Consider the following 16,345-nt stretch of genomic DNA (forward strand, 5'->3'; position numbering starts at 1 on the left):
CTGCGACTACGCGCCCGGCGAATGCTCGCGCATGAAGCGCGTGCCGTAGTGGTACTGCGCGCCGGGGTGCGTGACGTGGCCGGCGAGGATCAGGCGTCCGCCCGCAGCGAAGAAGCTGCGGCGGATCTGCAGGCCGGGCGAGCCCGCCGGCACGCGCAGGATCGCGGCCTCGGCCGCGTCGATCGCGATGGCGTGGATCTGCTGCCGGATCTCCTCGATGACCTCCCCGTATTCGCGCTCCAGCAGCACGTGGATCGCCGTCGCATGCAGGTCGGCAAGATGCCGGCGGATGCCGGGAAAGCCGTCGCGGATGTACGTCTCGCTGACTGCGGCGGGATCGTCGCTGCCCGCGGGGCAGCGCACGCCGCGCACGCGGAGCCACTTGCTCGACTCGCGGCAGCCGATGAGGGCCGCGAGTTCCCCGCTCACGGTCACGTCGTCGACCTGCTGGATCACGAGCCGCAGCTCGCGAGCGTACTGTTCGAGATCGGCGAACGAATTGACGGAGTGCGTGTAGCGCACGGGCGAAGTCCGCTGCTGCACGCGCGTGCCGACGCCGGGCTGGCGCAGCAGCAGGCCCTGGGTCGTGAGCTGTCGCAGGGCCTCGCGCACGGTCTGGCGGCTCATGCCGTGCTGCTCGCTCAAGGCGATCTCGGTGGGCAGCAGCGATCCCACGGGATAGGTTCCGTCCTCGATGGCCTGCGCCAGGTGGCGCGCCAGCGTGGCGTACAGCGGCGCCTGCGCGCGCCGCGAAACATGCGATGTCATGGACATCGAGAATATCAACCTGGAGACTGACGATGAACCGTCGCACATTCAATTCCTTCGCGCGCGCTTCCGTGGCGGCGGCGACGCTGCTCCTCACCGGCGCCGCGGCATTCGCGCAGGCCTGGCCGCAGCGCCCGATCACCTTCGTGGCGCCGCTCGCGGCGGGCAGCCCCACCGACGCGCTCGCGCGCATGGTGGGCGACGAGCTCGGGCGCCGCCTCGGCCAGCCCATCGTCGTGGACAACAAGGCGGGCGGCGGCTCGCTCATCGCCACCTCGCTCGTGCAGCAGGCGAAGCCGGACGGCTACACTTTCCTCTTCGCCGTGTCCGCGCACACGATCAACCCGGCGATCCGCAAGAGCGTCAAGTACGACCCCATCAAGGACTTCACGCCCATCGCGCTGATGGCCGCCGTGCCGCACGTGCTGGTGGTCGGCAAGGACGTCCCCGCGAACAACATCCAGCAGCTGATCGCGCTCGCCAAGGCGTCGCCCGGCAAGTTGACCTACGGCTCGGCCGGCATCGGCATCTCCAACCACATGGAGGGCGAACTGCTCGCCGCGATGGCCGGCATCAACATCGTGCACGTGCCCTACAAGAGCGGCTCCACCGCCGCGATGCAGGACGTGCTGGCGGGCCGCGTGGACATGATGTTCGACGTGGTCGGCAGCTCCACGCCGCTCATCAAGGCGGGCCGCGTCAAGCCGATCGGCGTTGCGCTGGGACGCCGATCCAAGCTGATGCCCGACATCCCGACGCTCGACGAGGCGGGGCTGAAGGGCTTCCAGGCGATGCCCTGGATCGGCCTGTTCGGTCCTGCCGGCCTGGACCCCGCCATCGTCGAGAAGATGGCCAAGGCGGTGCAGGACACGCTGGCCGACCCGAAGGTGAGCGAGCGTCTCGCGAACTACGGCACCGAAGCGATGTTCATTCCGCCCGCGCAGTTCGTGGAGTTCGTGCGCGGCGACCAGCAGAAGTGGGCGAAGATCGCCCGCGACGCGAAGATCCAGCTGGACGAGTGAACCGTGGCCGTCGAGACGCATTTCTACGAGCCTTCGAAGGGCCATCGGCTGCCGCATTCGCCCTTCAAGGCGATCGTGGCGCCGCGGCCCATCGGCTGGATCTCGACCATCAGTCCCGAGGGCCGCGTGAACCTCGCGCCCTACAGCTTCTTCAATGCGCTGTGCGAGACGCCGCCGATCATCGGCTTCTCGAGCAAGGGCCGCAAGGACACGCTGCGCAACGCGGAGGCAACGGGCGAGTTCGTCGCCAACCTGGCGACGCGCGAGCTCGCGAACCAGATGAACATCAGTGCGGCGGTGGTTGGCCCCGAGGTCGACGAGATGCAGCTCGCCGGGCTCGAAGCGGCGCCCTCGACTATGGTGAAGGCGCCGCGCGTCGCCGCCGCGCCGGCGGCGCTGGAGTGCAAGCTGCTCTCGATCACGGAGCTGACCGACCTCGAAGGCAAGGGCACCGACTGGTTCCTGATCTCGGGCCAGGTGGTCGGCATCCACATCGATCCGGCCTACCTGCGCGATGGCATCTTCGACACGTCGATGGCGCGCAACCTCGCGCGTTGCGGCTATCGCGGGTTCTATTCGTCGACAGACACGCTGTTCGACATGGTGCGGCCGGAGGAGGCTTCGGCATTCGCGGAGCGGTAGGTTGCTAGCGATTCAGATTGTGCATACAATCTGAATCGTGCGCCTGACCTTCGATCCCGACAAGAGCGCGCGCAACCAGAGCGAGCGTGGCCTGTCGTTCGAAGAGGCCGCAAAGTTCGATTTCGAGACGGCGCTCGTCGACATCGACTCACGACGCGAGTACGGCGAGGTCCGGTTTGTCGCCATCGGCATGCTCGGTGCCCGGCTGCACGTTCTGTGTTTCACCGAGACCGACGGGGGTATTCGCGTCATCAGTTTTCGCAAGGCGAATGACAGAGAGGTACGTCACTATGCCAAGTTCCAAACCGCTGACTGATGCCAAAGGCGACGTTCGCGAACTCACCGCGGCGGATCTCAAACGCTTTCGGCCCGCGCGCGAGGCTTTGCCCGCCGGGCTTCAGGCGAAGCTGGGTGTCCGCGGACCCCAGCGGGCCCCGATCAAGGAACGCATCACCATCCGCCTTTCGCCCGAAGTGGTTCAACGGTTTCGCGAGACGGGCGATGGTTGGCAAGCCCGAGTCGATGCGGCCCTCAAGGACTGGCTCCGATCGCACAAGCCATCGAAGGTGTGAGCGCTCGATCGCGCCCCTGATGCGATCCTGATACCCCCGGTGCTACGCTCCCCGGCCATGAGCCAGGAGAACGTACACGCCGCTGCGCCGCCTGCCGGACGCCTGCGCGACGGCTGGACGGTCGCCGCGCTGCTGGCGGCCGTCACCGCCGCGTGCTTCGTGCTGGACGCGCACGTGTCGCTGACGAGCCAGGCGATGCTGTTCATCCTCGCGGTGGTGATCGCCGCGTACAGGTTGCCGCTTGCCGCTTCCGTGGCCTGCGCGGCCGGCGCGGCGACGCTCCTCAACTTCTTCTTCATCGCGCCCCGCTTCACGCTGGAAGTCGACACGCGCGAGAACGGCATCGCGCTCTTCACGATGCTGACGGTGGCGCTCGTCATCAGCCACCTCGGAACGGCCTTGCGGCGCGAGACGCAGGCGGCGCGACGCAACGAGCGCCGGGCGCGCGAGCTGCAGGGACTGGCCGGCGAGCTGGCAGACGCCGGCCGGCCGGAGGATGTGCGGGATCTCGCGCAGCGAAGCCTGCAGCGCTCGTTCCCCGGACCTTGCTTCGTCGCGCTGACGAATGCGGACGGCAGCTGGATCGCGTTGCCCGAATCCGACGTCTCGGTGCGCGACGGGTTGCGAGCCGCGATCCGCGAATCCGCCGCGCTCGGCCCCGGCACGGGACGCTGGCCGGGGCTCGATGCCTGGTTCCTGCCCCTGCGCTCGGGCGACGTCGTGGCCGGCGCGGTCTGCGTGCGAAACGTCGCCGCGCGCGACGACGAGGGCCGCGAACACGCGCAGGCGCTCTGCGCCCTCGTCGGGCAGGCGCTCGCGCGCCTGCGCCTTGCCGACAGCGTGCGAGCCGCCGAGGAGCGCTCGCGCTGGCACCGGACGCAGAACACCTTCCTCGCGGCCGTGTCGCACGACTTCCGCACGCCGCTCGCGGCGATCAAGGGCGCGGCCTCGTCGCTGCGGACGCAACGCGACAAGCTGCCGGCAAGCGAACAGGCGCGCCTTGCCGAATCGATCGCCGCCGAAGCCGACCACCTCTCGTCGCTGACGGAGAACACGCTGCAGCTCGCGCGCCTGGAAAACAGCGGCGAGCTTCGCCTCGACTGGGAGTCGATGGAGGAGATCGTGGGCGCCGTGCTGGCCCGCGTGCGCCAGCGCGATCCGGCGCGGCGCATCCAGTCCCGCGTCCCATCCGGCCTGCCCTTGATCCAGGCCGACCCGGTGCTGCTGACGCAGTTGCTCGAGAACCTGCTGGACAACGCCCTGAAGTACAGCACCGACGCCATCGCGCTCGAGGTGCGCGTCGTCGAAGGCGCGATGCGCGTCGAAGTCCACGATCGCGGACCCGGCATCGCGGCCGATGCCGAAGCGTCGGTGTTCGAGGCCTATCGCCGCAACGATCGCGCGGGCCGCCGCGGCGCGGGCCTGGGCCTCGCGGTCGGGCGCGCCATCGCCCGCGCGCACGGCGGCGAGTTGACGGTGCGGCCTCGCGAGGGCGGCGGCAGCACGTTCGCACTCGCGATTCCCGTGGCCGCCGCGCAGCCCGAAGCGAGGGCGGCATGAGCCTGAAGGTGCTCGTTGTCGAGGACGACCGGGAGATCAGGAGCCTGCTCCTGGCGTCCCTGAGCGTCGAAGGCTTCGAAGTGCAGACCGCCGTCACCGTGGGCGAAGCCGAGGCGCTCCTGCGCCACGCGCTGCCCGACCTCGTGCTGCTCGACCTCGGTCTGCCCGACGGCGACGGCATCGAGCTCGTGCGCACGATCCGCAAGCGCCATGCCTTGCCCATCCTCGTCGTCTCGGCGCGCCACCAGGAAGCCGAGAAGATCCGCTTGCTCGACGCGGGCGCGGACGACTACCTCACCAAGCCGTTCGGCGTCGCCGAACTGCTCGCGCGCATGCGCGTCGCACTGCGCCACCGCGGCACCGCGCTGGCGCCCGCCGTCACGACGCACGAGCTCGACGGCCTGCGCATCGACCTCGAAGCGCGCCAGGTCGTGCGCGATGGAGAGCCGCTGCACCTCACGCCCACCGAATTCAAGCTGCTGGCGCGCCTGGTGCGAAGCGCCGGCCGCGTGGTCACGCACCGGCAACTGCTGGCCGACGTCTGGGGGCCGGAATTCACGGAGCACACGCACTACCTGCGCCTCTACATGGGCCAGCTGCGCGCGAAGATCGAGCGTGCCCCGGCGGAGCCGCGCCACCTCCTCACCGACACGGGCGTCGGCTACCGGCTCGCCGTCGACTGAGCGCTTCCATATGCGATCCTGAGGTCGCGGCTTCCACACTGCGGCCTTCCTGGCAGCATGCGAGAAGCAATGACCGAATCGAAAGCGGGCCGCGACAGCGCCAGTGCACTGACGCTGGGCGCCCTGGGCGTGGTGTATGGCGACATCGGAACCAGTCCGCTGTACACCATGAAGGAAGTCTTCAACCCCGCGCACGCGCTCGCGCCGAACGCGCAGAACCTGATCGGCGCCGTCTCGGTGATCGTGTGGGGCCTGATGTTCGTGGTGACGCTCAAGTACGTCGTTCTCATCCTGCGCGCCGACAACCGCGGCGAGGGCGGCATCATGGCCCTCACGGCGCTCGCCGCGAAGGCCGCGGGCACGACGCCGCGGCGGCGTCTCCTGCTGCTCCTGGTGGGCATCTTCGGCGCCTCGCTCTTCTACGGGGACAGCGTCATCACGCCGGCGATCTCGGTGCTGAGCGCGGTCGAGGGGCTGGAGATCGCGACGCCGGCCTTCAAGCCCTATGTCCTGCCGATCGCCCTCGGCGTCCTGGTCGGCCTGTTCGCCGTGCAGAAATTCGGCACCGGCCTCGTCGGGCGGCTGTTCGGGCCGGTGATCGCACTCTGGTTCCTCGTGCTGGGCGTCACGGGCGCGGCGCAGATCGTGCAGCAGCCCGCCATCCTCGCGGCGCTGAATCCGGTCCATGCCATCGAGTTCGTTCGCGCGCAGGGCCTGCAGTTTTTCATCGTGCTCGGCGCGGTCGTCCTGGCGTTCACCGGGGCGGAGGCGCTCTACGCCGACCTCGGCCACTTCGGCAAGCGTCCCGTTCGCATCGCGTGGACCGGCCTCGTTCTGCCCGCGCTCGCCCTCAACTACATGGGACAGGGTGCGCTGCTGATGCGCGATCCGGCGGCGCTGGAAAATCCGTTCTATCGGCTGTTCCCGGCGGCGCTCCTGATTCCGGCGGTGATCCTCGCCACGGTCGCCACCGTCATCGCCTCGCAGGCTGTCATCACCGGCGCGTATTCGATGACGCAGCAGGCCATCCAGCTCGGGCTGCTGCCGCGTATGAGGCTGCTGCACACCTCCGAACGCGAGATCGGGCAGATCTACATTCCGCTGGTGAACTGGCTGCTGCTGGCCGCGGTGGTGCTGGCGGTGCTGGGCTTCGGAAGCTCGTCGAACCTGGCGTCGGCCTATGGCATCGCCGTCACCGTCACGATGTTCACCACGACGCTGCTCACCTTCTTCGTGGTGCGGCATGCCTGGAAGTACCCGTGGCCGATCGCCGTGGTCGCGACCGGCGTGTTCCTCGCCGTCGACGCGCTGCTGGTGGCCGCCTGCGCGCTGAAGTTTCTCGATGGCGGCTGGTTTCCCCTGGCGCTCGGGGTCGCGCTTTTCGTCCTGATGGCCAGCTGGCGGCGCGGCCGGGAATTGGTGGCCGGGAGCATCGGCAACGACGACCCCGCGCTGGCGCCGTTCCTGGAGGCGCTGGCCGGCGACGCGAGCATTCCCCGCGTCGGACGCACGGCGGTCTACGCGGTGGCCAGCCCCGACACGGTGCCCCAGGCCCTGCTTCACAACCTCAAGCACAACCAGGTGCTGCACGAACGCAACCTGATCCTGACGGTCGTGTTCCACGACGTTCCCCGCATCCCGGAGGCCGAGCGCGTGGCGGTCGACCGCCTGCCGGGGCGGTTCTGGAAGGTGCGGGTGAACTACGGATTCAAGGAGACGCCCGATATCCCGGCCGCGCTCGGCCGCTGCCGGTCCGACGATCTGCGCATCGACCTGTTCGAGACCACCTACTTCCTCAGCCGCGAAATCGTCGTGCCGACGCGCAAGCCCGGGATGCTGCTGTGGCGCGAAGGCCTCTTCGCCTTCATGGCCCGAAACGCGGGCAACATCGCCGACTTCCTGCGGCTGCCGAGCAACTGCGTGGTCGAACTCGGGACGCGCGTGCAGATCTGACGACGTGCCGCGGCGTCACACGAGCGCGCGGCGTGCGATGAGGTCGAGCACCTCGTCGTCCTCGCCGATGGCGGGCAGCACGCGGAAGCTCACGCGAGGATGCGCCTGCCTCGCCGCGTCGACGAGCCGCGGAAGGTCTTCGCGCGCATGCCTGCCGACACCGAGGAACATCGGCAGGATGGCGATCTCGACGGCGCCGCCGTTCACGAGCCCGGCGACGGCAGAGCCGAGGTCGGGCTGATCGAGTTCCAGATAGGCACACACTACGCGCGTGTCGGGGGACGACTTCGCCACCCGCGTCGCCACCTTCTCCATCGGCAGCTTCCACGCCGGATCGCGCGAGCCGTGCCCGAACAGCACCACGCCCTTCATCGCCGCAGCACCAGCCAGCCGAACGCGCCGAGAGAAAACACCGAGTAGATCAGCCCCGGCGCGGCGGCGGTGAGCCACGGCACCCAGCTGCGCAGGTTGCCGATGTAGCCGAAGACGTTGTTCAGCAGGAAGAAGCTGATGCCCACCAGCACGCCGCCGAAGACATAGGTCGTGATGCCGCCCGCGCGGAAGTGCAGGTAGGCGAAGGGCAGGGCCAGCACCACCATCACAAGACAGCTGAGCGGATAGAACACCTTGCGCCAGAACTCGATCTCGTAGCGCTGCGAGGTCTGGTTGTTCGCTTCGAGGTGGCGCATGTACTGGAAAAGTGCGATGGCGCTCATGCGGTCGGGCTTGAGCAGGGCGACCGACACCATCTCCTGCGAGATCTCGGTGGGCCAGCGCAGGGTGGGCGAGCGCGTGCGGTCCACGCGCGAGGCGATCTCGGCGCTCGCGGCGGCGCCGGGGAACTCGGTGCGTTCCGCGTTCTGCAAGGTCCAGCCCCCTTCGTCGAAGCGGGCCTTCGGCGCCTGCGTGATCGAGACCAGGAAGCCGCGCGAATCGGCCTCGAAGATGCGCACGTTCTGCATGTCGCCTTCGGACGTGAGGGAGCCGACGTTGACGCTGTACGAGTTGAACTTCTGCCGCTCCTTCAGCCACGCGCCGGTCTGGCCGACGGTGATCTGGCCTTCGTAGCGTGCCTTCAGCAGGCGCGCCGTGCGGTCGGCCGCGGGCGCGAGGTAGTCGCCGGTGGCGAACGTCAGGAAGGTGAACAGCAGGCCGAGCAGCAGCAGCGTGCGCAAGGCGAGCCACGGCCCGAGCCCGCTCGTTCGCAGGATCGTGTATTCGGACGACTGCGCGAGCCTCGCCATCACGAAGATCGTGCCGATCAGCACCGCGATCGGCATCAGCTCGTACAGGTGGCTGGGCACCATGAGGCCGACGTAGAGCAGCGCCTGCGTGAGCCGCCAGGCCGAGCCGCCCCTGCCGACGTTGGGCAGCTCGTCGATGAAGTCGAAGAAGAAGAACAGGGCGAGAAAGCCGATGGCGACGAACACCACGGCCGCGATCACCTCGCGGAAGACGAGCCGGCGGATCGTCCTCACGCCGCGCGCCCGCGGCGCAGCATCGCGCGCAGGGTCCAGTTGTTGTGCTGCTTCGCGAGCCACAGCAGGCCCGCGAGGAACACGCCGCCGTGCAGCGCGAGCAGGAATCCGGCGAACGAGGTGCGGCCGGAGCCGATCCAGCTCTGGCCGAGATTGAGAAGGTTGTAGTACACGACGAAGGCAAAGAGCGCGAAGACGAGGTTGCCGCTTCGGCCCACGCGCGGGTTCACGCTCGACACGGTGATCGCGAGGATCACGAAGTTGAGCGCGGCCAGCGCCAGGCCGATGCGCCAGGCGAGCTCGGCGCGGTTCACGGGCGAGAGCTCCGTGAGCAGCGTGAGCGTCGAGCGGGTCTTGGCCGGCAGGTCGTCGGGGCCGCCCAGCACGCCGGCGCCGACGCGCGCGCCGTGCTCCTCGAACTCGCTGATCCGCATGCCCTGGCCCGTGAGCGAGCTCTCGAGCCGCTGGCCGTTGGACAGGACGAGGAAGGGGTCGTCGCCGCGCGCGACGATGCGTCCGGCGCGGGCGGACGTCACGGTCTCCTTGCCCTTCTCGATGGTCGAGATGAAGATGTTGCGGCCCGACTTGTTGTCGGGCGTGTCCTTGTCGAGGAAGAACACGCGCCGCCCGCTCGCCGACTCCTGGAACTGGCCGGGGGCGACGCGCTCGAGGTCGCCGCGGCGGCCGTAGCGCTCGCGCAGCTCCTGCGTCTGCTGGTTGGCCCAGGGCCAGATGCCCAGCGCGAGCACCGCGACGACGAGCAGCACCGGCCAGGCGAACTGGAACAGGGGGGAGAGGAATGCGGACAGGCCGCGGCCAGCCGAGAACCAGATTGCCATTTCACTGTCGCGGTACATCCGCGAGAGCGTGGCGACGATGGAGGTGAAGAGGCTCAGCGTGAGCACCGGCGCGAGGTAGCCCAGCACCGTGTAGCCCATCACCATCATGACTTCCTGCGGGTTGACGCTGCCACGGCTCGCCTGGCTGAGCGTGCGGATCAGCGTCATCGTCATCACGATGGTGACCAGCACCACCAGGGTGGCGCCGAAGCTGCGGGCCAGCTCCTTGCGAACGGATGAATGGAATAACATCGGGCGCACCTGATCGACAGGTCCTGCGCATCACGCGCGAAAGAGAAACAACAGCGATTATGGACTTCGAACTCAAGACGATGACCGCGGCGCAGGCCGCTGCCGAGAAGTGCGACGTGCTGGTCGTCCTCGTGGGCGAAAGCATGAAGGGCGCGAAGGCGGGGAAGGCGCAGGACGCCGTTGCCCGCCTTGCCGCGACCGCCGTGGCGGCCGGCGACCTCGACACCAAGGCCGGCAAGCTCCTGCACGCCTACCGCGCCGAGGGCATCGCGGCCACCCGCGTGGTGCTGGCCGGCGTGGGCGACGGCAGCGGCAAGCGCGTCCAGAGCGGCGTGCAGGCGGCCATGTCCGCGCTGCGCGGCAGCAAGGCGAAGCGCCTCGCGATCCTGCTGCCCGAGGGTTCGGGCGACGCCGCGGTGCGCGCCGCCGTCTGCGGCACGGCCGACAGCAGCTACGTCTATGTCGCCACGAAGTCCAAGCCGGAAGGGCGCGAGCTCGAGCGCGTGATCATCGGCGTGGCCGATGCGGCGGCGCACAAGCCCGCATTCGAGCGCGCGCGCGCCGCCGCCGCGGGCATCGAGTTCGCGCGCGAGCTCGCCAACCTTCCGCCCAACCACGCCACGCCCACGCGGCTGGGCGAAGAGGCGCGCAAGCTCTCCAAGGCGTTCAAGTTCGGCTGCGAGGTGCTGGGGCCGAAGGAAGTCGAGAAGATCGGCATGGGCTCGTTCATGAGCGTCGCGAAGGGCTCCGACGAGCCTCTGCGCTTCATCGTGATGCGCTACGAAGGCGCCGCGAAGACGGACGCTCCGGTCGTGCTCGTCGGCAAGGGCATCACCTTCGACACGGGCGGCATCTCGATCAAGCCCGCGCCCGAGATGGACGAGATGAAGTTCGACATGGGGGGCGCGGCGAGCGTGCTGGGCACGTTTCGCGCGCTGGCCGAGCTGCGGCCGCGCCTGAACGTCGTGGGCCTCATCCCCGCCTGCGAGAACATGCCCGACGGCGGCGCGTACAAGCCGGGCGACATCCTCCAGAGCCTCTCGGGCCAGACCATCGAGGTGTTGAACACCGACGCCGAAGGCCGCCTGATCCTGTGCGACGCGCTCACCTATGCCGAGCGCTTCAAGCCCCGGGCGGTGGTGGACATCGCCACGTTGACCGGCGCGTGCGTGATCGCGCTCGGCGCGGTGCGCAGCGGGTTGTTCTCCAGCGACGATGCGCTGGCCGATGCGCTGCTGGCGGCCGGCGATGCCGCGCTCGACCCCGCCTGGCGCATGCCGCTCGACGACGAGTACGGCGAAGGGCTCAAGAGCAATTTCGCGGACGTCGCGAACGTGGGGGGCCGCGCGGGCGGCGCGATCACGGCGGCGAAGTTCCTGCATCGGTTTGCCGACAAGTATCCGTGGGCGCACCTCGACATCGCGGGCACGGCATGGAAGGGCGGCGCCGGCAAGAGCGGCACCGGCCGGCCGGTCGGGCTGCTGCTCGAATACCTGCTGTCGCAGGCGGAGCAGGGCGGCGCGGTGGCGAAGAAGGCGAAGGGGACGAAGCGTTGAACGACCGGGGGAATTCCGCAGTCCGATGACCGAGGTCGCCTTCCACTTCAACGCGCCCGACAAGATCGGCTACGCCTGCCGGCTGCTGCGCAAGGCGCGCTCGCGCGGCTCGCGCGTCGTGGTGACGGGCGCGGACGAACTGTTGCGCCGGCTCGATGTGACGCTGTGGACCTTCGAGCCCCTCGAGTTCATCCCGCACTGCCACGCCGCGACCAGCACGAAGGATGTCGTCGCCGCATCGCCCATCGTGCTGGCGGACGGGCTCGCCGAGGCACCGCACCGCGAGGTGCTGGTCAATCTCGGCCAGCCCGTGCCCGAGGGTTTCGAGGGCTTCGAGCGCCTGATCGAAGTGGTGACGGCCGACGAGGCCGACCGCGCCGACGCGCGCCGCCGCTGGAAGCACTACGCCGACCGCGGCTATTCGATCCAGCGCCACGACCTCGCCGGGCGGGAGGGCTGATGGCGTCGCGCACGCCGCCGCGCTACGTCCCGACGCTCACCGAAGTGGTGAAGTCGCCGCGGACATCGCCCGCGGTCTCCGCGGAACCCGCGCCGACGCCGACGCCCGCGCCTCTGCCGAGCCCTCAGCCCGTCGACCATCCGGCCTTCGAGGAGGAATGGGTCCATCGCATCATGCAGCGCGTCGACATCGCGCTCGACCGTCGCCTTCGCGACGCCATCGCTTCCGTGGTGCTCGAACAGACGCGCAACCTGGGCCCCCTCGTGCGCGCGGAGGTCGAGGCCGTGGTGCGCGAAGCGGTGGGTCAGGCGCTGGAAGACGAGCTCGCAGCAACGCGCGTGCCGCCCCTTCCGCCGACCTGATGCTCCTTGGATTTATCCCTATGGTCCGGGTCCGGAAATTGCGATATCGTGCCGCCCGTTGAGCCACAAGAACATCTCAACCTTTCCCCACCCTCTGGAGGTATCCATGCAATTGAAATTGACGGTCGCCGCCGCCATTGCCGCAGCAAGCGGCATCGCCATGGCGCAAGACGTCGTGGTCAAGATCGGCCACGTCGCACCGATGTCCGGCCCGCAGGCCCACTACGGCAAGGACAACGACAACGGCGTCCGCATGGCCATCGAGGACCTGAACGCGCAGGGCGTCACCATCGGCGGCAAGAAGGTCAAGTTCGAGATCCAGACCGAAGACGATGCGGCCGACCCGAAGCAGGGCACGGCAGCCGCCCAGAAGCTGTGCGACAGCAAGGTCGCCGGCGTCGTCGGCCACCTGAACTCGGGCACGACCATCCCCGCGTCCAAGGTCTACAACGACTGCGGCATCCCCCATGTCACGGGCGCCGCCACCAACCCCGCCCTGACGAAGCCGGGCTACAAGACCACGTATCGCGTCATCGCCAACGACAACGCGCTGGGCGCGGCGCTCGCGCTGCACGCGGCCGACAAGCTCAAGCTCAAGAAGGTCGCGGTCATCGACGACCGCACGGCCTATGGCCAGGGCGTCGCCGAGATCTTCGCGAAGACCGCGAAGGCCAAGGGCATGCAGGTCGTGGACACGCAGTTCACGAACGACAAGGCCACGGACTTCATGGCGATCCTGACCGCCATCAAGGCCAAGAAGCCCGACGCGATCTTCTACGGCGGCATGGACGCGCAAGGCGGCCCGATGCTGCGCCAGATCGAGCAGCTCGGCATGGGCGACGTCAAGTTCTTCGGCGGCGACGGCATCTGCACGACCGAGATCGCCAAGCTCTCCGGCGGCGCCAAGACGCTGGGCAACGTGATCTGCGCCGAAGGCGGCGCCTCGCTGGACAAGATGCCCGGCGGCAAGGCCTGGAAGGAAAAGTACGACAAGAAGTACCCCAACCAGTTCCAGATCTACAGCCCCTACACGTACGACGCGACGTTCGTGCTGGTCGACGCGATGAAGCGCGCCAACAGCACCGACCCCAAGAAGTACGTGCCGATGCTGGCCAAGACCGCCTTCAAGGGCGTGACGGCGCAGATCGCCTTCGAGCCCAACGGCGAACTGAAGAACGCCGCGTCGACCCTGTACACGTACAAGGACGGCAAGAAGGAAGTTGTGAAGTAAGCGTCTCGCGCCTGGCTTTGAAGCAAAGGCCGCCCTCGGGCGGCTTTTGCTTTTGATTTAGCTCCAATAAAAGCGACATTTTGTCGGTTTTGCTACAATAAAAACGACAAATCCCTCAGTTCAGCCGTGACAGCTCTAAAAAACACGACATTGCAGGACAACCCACTGCATGTGTATTCGGAGCTCTCGGCCAGCGAAGTGCGGGCGCTTCAGCGATGGATCTCGAGCGGGGATGCGCATCGGATCGTGCCCGGACTCGCAAGCAGCGCACCGACCGCGGAGTGGCCGTCGCTGGTGGCTCGCGAACGCAACCGAGTCCTTGCCGGCCTGTTCCCGGGTGCCGTCATCGGCTTTCGCAGTGCATTCGCCGGGGGCATCCCGGTCGATGACGTCATCCACCTCAGCTACACCTACCACCGCACCGTGCAACTCCCCGGCCTGACCGTGGTGCTGGTCAAGGCTGCCGGTCGTGCCCCCGGCGACATGCCCATCTCGGGTCGCGAACTCTACTTCCCCTCGAGTCCGCGCCTGCTGCTCGAGAACCTCACGACAAGCCGCTCCCGCATTCACAAGGCGGCCGGCCGGGAGGCGGTGGAAGAGCGCCTCTTGACCATCTGCGACTCGCGCGGCGAGAGCCATCTGCTGGAGCTTCGCGATCAGGCGCGCGGCCTCGCAGCCGAACTCGCGCTCGAGCGGGAGTTCAAGCTGCTCGATGGGCTCATCGGGAGTGTTCTCGGGACGCGGTCCACGCACAAGCTCACGACGAAAGCCGGCAAGGCGAAGTCGGCCGCGCTGCCCTATGACCACAAGCGACTGGCGCTTTTCGAGAAGTGCGCGGCGCGGCTGCGTGCAACGTCGCTGCCGGATGCGCCTGCTCCCTCGAAGACGCATGCGGCACGCCTGAATTTCGCTTTCCTCGAGTCGTACTTCAGCAACTTCATCGAAGGCACCGAATTCGGCGTCGAAGAGGCGCGAGCCTTCGTGCTCGACGGCCAGCCGATCGCCTCGCGTCCGAAGGACTCGCACGACGTACTGGGCGTCTTTCGGCAGATCGTCGAGCCTGGCTGGTCGAACCAGACGCTGGCCTCGGGCGAGCCCGCGCTGGAGCAGTTGCGCGCGCGCCATGCGGACCTGATGAAAGAGCGCCCGGAGGTCGGCCCCGGCCAGTTCAAGGACCGGGCCAATCGGGCGGGGAACACCGAATTCGTCCTGCCTCGCGAGGTGCGGGGGACGCTCGTGGAAGGCTCGAGGCTGCTGCCCGGCGTGCCGCCCGGTCTTGCGCGCGCGCTCCTGGTCATGTTCATCGTTGCCGAGGTGCATCCCTTCAACGACGGCAATGGCCGCCTGGCGCGCCTCGTCATGAACGCGGAGCTCAGTGTCGCCGGCGCATGCCGGATCATCGTGCCGACCCTGTTCCGGGACGAGTACCTCGACTGCCTTCGCGTCCTCACCCGCGAGGGCGACTGCGAGCCGTTTCTCGCGGCCATGACGAAGATCCAGCAGTGGAGCGCCGCGTTCGACTACGACGACCTCGACGGCGTCATCGCCGCCATGCGATCGTGCAACGCGCTCGAGAAGTCGCGCACGCAGTTCAAGCTGCTCTGGCCGGCCCCTGCACCCGCTACTGTCGTGTAGGAACCCAAAAACCGCATCTGTCAGCCTCATCCTACAGGCTGAGCCATTCCTGGCCCATCAAGATGTCGGGTGGCGTCCTGCGACTGCGAGGAGCCGTTGAAGGGGAAAACCAAGATGGAAGTGCTGGCGAAACTGCCTCCCGCGGACCACCGCGACGGCGACCTGAAGATGGTGCTCAAAGCCCTGAGCGCCTTTCGGCGCGGGGAAAACGGAGTCACGCTGCCCACGGAGTGGGGCGGCCTGTGGGGAAAGGTCGCCACGGAGTTCAATGAACTCTCGGCGCAGACCGCACGCACGAATCATCGGCTCAAGAGCCTCGAGAATGCGGCGCACAGCGGCAGCCGCATCAACCGGAGGCTGCCCGACGACAAGCTCACGGGCTTCTGGCAGGACAACGTGGCGGCCGTCAACGGACTGCTCGACGAGGTCGAGCTGGGCGCCGACCGCACCAAGACCATGCTCACGGCCCTCAACGACCTGCGCAAGGGCAACGAAAAGGCCGAGCTTCCGCACGACTGGCCGGGCTCCTACGGCAAGGTGGCCGACGCCTTCAACGACGTCGTTGCCGAAAACCTGCGCATGTCGCACGAACTCTCGCGCCTGTCGCGCGTGGTCGGCAAGGAAGGCAAGCTGAAGGAGCGCGCCTTGCTCGCCAATGCGACCGGCTTCTGGCGCGAGTCGGCCGAGTCCATCAACTCGCTCATCGGCGACCTCGTTCACCCGACGTCCGAAGTGGCCCGCGTGATCGGCGCGGTGGCGCAGGGCGACCTGTCGAAGTCGATGGCGCTCGAGGCCGACGGCCGGGCGCTCGAGGGCGAGTTCCTGCGGACCGCCATGACGATCAACAAGATGGTGCAGCAGCTCGGCACCTTCGCGGCCGAAGTGACGCGCGTGGCGCGCGAAGTGGGCACCGAAGGCAAGCTGGGCGGCCAGGCGGACGTGCAGGGCGTGGCCGGCACGTGGAAAGACCTGACCGACTCCGTGAACTCGATGGCGGGCAACCTGACCGCCCAGGTGCGAAACATCGCGGAAGTGACGATGGCCGTGGCGGCCGGCGACCTGTCGAAGAAGATCACGGTGGACGTGAAGGGCGAAATCCTGGAACTGAAGAACACCATCAACACGATGGTGGACCAGCTGCGTTCGTTCGCCTCGGAAGTGACGCGGGTGGCGCGTGAGGTGGGCACCGAAGGCAAGCTCGGCGGCCATGCCGACGAGCAGGGCGTGGCCGGCACCTGGAAGGACCTGACCGAGTCCGTGAACTTCATGGCCGGCAACCTGACCTCGCAGGTGCGCAACATCGCCGACGTAACGAAGGCGGTGGCGGCGGGC

17 protein-coding genes are annotated in these 16,345 nt (G+C 68.2%); 13 read left to right on the plus strand and 4 right to left on the minus strand.

What is annotated here, in order from left to right; genetic code table 11:
- Window positions 1-6: 6 nt before the first annotated feature.
- Window positions 7-768: a GntR family transcriptional regulator gene (locus AB7E83_RS13490; RefSeq protein ID WP_428570232.1), complete on the minus strand. Its 762-nt coding sequence runs from the start codon at window positions 766-768 to the stop codon at window positions 7-9.
- Between the two features lie 32 nt (window positions 769-800).
- Here AB7E83_RS13490 and AB7E83_RS13495 point away from each other — a divergent pair, with 32 nt between their 5' ends.
- The 7 genes from AB7E83_RS13495 to AB7E83_RS13525 all read left to right on the plus strand — a co-directional run bounded on the left by AB7E83_RS13495 (window position 801) and on the right by AB7E83_RS13525 (window position 7,200).
- Window positions 801-1,790 carry a Bug family tripartite tricarboxylate transporter substrate binding protein gene (locus AB7E83_RS13495; RefSeq protein WP_428570234.1) on the plus strand — a complete coding sequence of 330 codons (990 nt, stop codon included), beginning with the start codon at window positions 801-803 and terminating at the stop codon, window positions 1,788-1,790.
- Window positions 1,791-1,793: 3 nt separating this feature from the next.
- Entirely contained in the window at window positions 1,794-2,432 is a 639-nt protein-coding gene (locus tag AB7E83_RS13500) for a flavin reductase family protein (protein WP_428570236.1), read from the plus strand.
- 37 nt (window positions 2,433-2,469) lie between these two features.
- A complete protein-coding gene (locus AB7E83_RS13505; RefSeq protein WP_428570237.1) occupies window positions 2,470-2,748 on the plus strand; it encodes a BrnT family toxin in 279 nt (92 codons plus the stop codon).
- Window positions 2,723-3,004, plus strand: coding sequence for a BrnA antitoxin family protein (locus tag AB7E83_RS13510; RefSeq protein WP_428570239.1), 282 nt, complete (start codon window positions 2,723-2,725; stop codon window positions 3,002-3,004). The genes AB7E83_RS13505 and AB7E83_RS13510 overlap by 26 nt, the downstream gene beginning before the upstream one ends.
- Window positions 3,005-3,061: 57 nt before the next feature.
- The gene (locus AB7E83_RS13515; RefSeq protein WP_428570241.1) at window positions 3,062-4,564 is read left to right on the plus strand and encodes a sensor histidine kinase; all 1,503 of its coding nucleotides are present in this window, start codon (window positions 3,062-3,064) and stop codon (window positions 4,562-4,564) included.
- The gene (locus AB7E83_RS13520; protein ID WP_428570243.1) at window positions 4,561-5,247 is read left to right on the plus strand and encodes a response regulator; all 687 of its coding nucleotides are present in this window, start codon (window positions 4,561-4,563) and stop codon (window positions 5,245-5,247) included. Before AB7E83_RS13515 ends, AB7E83_RS13520 begins: the two co-directional genes overlap by 4 nt.
- 69 nt (window positions 5,248-5,316) lie before the next feature.
- Entirely contained in the window at window positions 5,317-7,200 is a 1,884-nt protein-coding gene (locus AB7E83_RS13525; protein WP_428570244.1) for a potassium transporter Kup, read from the plus strand.
- Between the two features lie 15 nt (window positions 7,201-7,215).
- Here AB7E83_RS13525 and AB7E83_RS13530 read toward each other — a convergent pair whose 3' ends face one another.
- From AB7E83_RS13530 to lptF, 3 genes are read right to left on the minus strand one after another with little or no spacing between them, the layout of a single operon-like run.
- Complete coding sequence (locus tag AB7E83_RS13530) at window positions 7,216-7,572, minus strand: sirohydrochlorin chelatase (RefSeq protein WP_428570246.1); 357 nt, start codon at window positions 7,570-7,572, stop codon at window positions 7,216-7,218.
- Window positions 7,569-8,678, minus strand: coding sequence for an LPS export ABC transporter permease LptG (gene lptG / locus AB7E83_RS13535; RefSeq protein ID WP_428570248.1), 1,110 nt, complete (start codon window positions 8,676-8,678; stop codon window positions 7,569-7,571). Before lptG ends, AB7E83_RS13530 begins: the two co-directional genes overlap by 4 nt.
- Entirely contained in the window at window positions 8,675-9,769 is a 1,095-nt protein-coding gene (lptF, locus tag AB7E83_RS13540) for an LPS export ABC transporter permease LptF (protein WP_428570250.1), read from the minus strand. Before lptF ends, lptG begins: the two co-directional genes overlap by 4 nt.
- Before the next feature lie 59 nt (window positions 9,770-9,828).
- On the opposite strand from lptF, the gene AB7E83_RS13545 reads away from it, so the two are divergent.
- The 6 genes from AB7E83_RS13545 to AB7E83_RS13570 all read left to right on the plus strand — a co-directional run.
- Window positions 9,829-11,325, plus strand: coding sequence for a leucyl aminopeptidase (locus AB7E83_RS13545; protein WP_428570252.1), 1,497 nt, complete (start codon window positions 9,829-9,831; stop codon window positions 11,323-11,325).
- 25 nt (window positions 11,326-11,350) lie between these two features.
- Window positions 11,351-11,785 (plus strand): DNA polymerase III subunit chi, encoded by a 435-nt coding sequence (locus AB7E83_RS13550; RefSeq protein WP_428570254.1) that lies wholly within the window; start codon window positions 11,351-11,353, stop codon window positions 11,783-11,785.
- Window positions 11,785-12,147: a hypothetical protein gene (locus AB7E83_RS13555; protein WP_428570255.1), complete on the plus strand. Its 363-nt coding sequence runs from the start codon at window positions 11,785-11,787 to the stop codon at window positions 12,145-12,147. The genes AB7E83_RS13550 and AB7E83_RS13555 overlap by 1 nt, the downstream gene beginning before the upstream one ends.
- A 106-nt stretch (window positions 12,148-12,253) precedes the next feature.
- Window positions 12,254-13,378 carry a branched-chain amino acid ABC transporter substrate-binding protein gene (locus AB7E83_RS13560; protein WP_428570257.1) on the plus strand — a complete coding sequence of 375 codons (1,125 nt, stop codon included), beginning with the start codon at window positions 12,254-12,256 and terminating at the stop codon, window positions 13,376-13,378.
- Between the two features lie 126 nt (window positions 13,379-13,504).
- Complete coding sequence (locus tag AB7E83_RS13565) at window positions 13,505-15,013, plus strand: Fic family protein (protein WP_428570259.1); 1,509 nt, start codon at window positions 13,505-13,507, stop codon at window positions 15,011-15,013.
- Window positions 15,014-15,469: 456 nt separating this feature from the next.
- Window positions 15,470-16,345, plus strand: an 876-nt coding sequence (locus tag AB7E83_RS13570) for a HAMP domain-containing protein (protein ID WP_428570266.1), incomplete at its 3' end; no start/stop codon positions are given.

The sequence above is a fragment of the Ramlibacter sp. genome (assembly GCF_050250995.1).
Taxonomy (GTDB): Bacteria; Pseudomonadota; Gammaproteobacteria; order Burkholderiales; family Burkholderiaceae_C; genus Ramlibacter.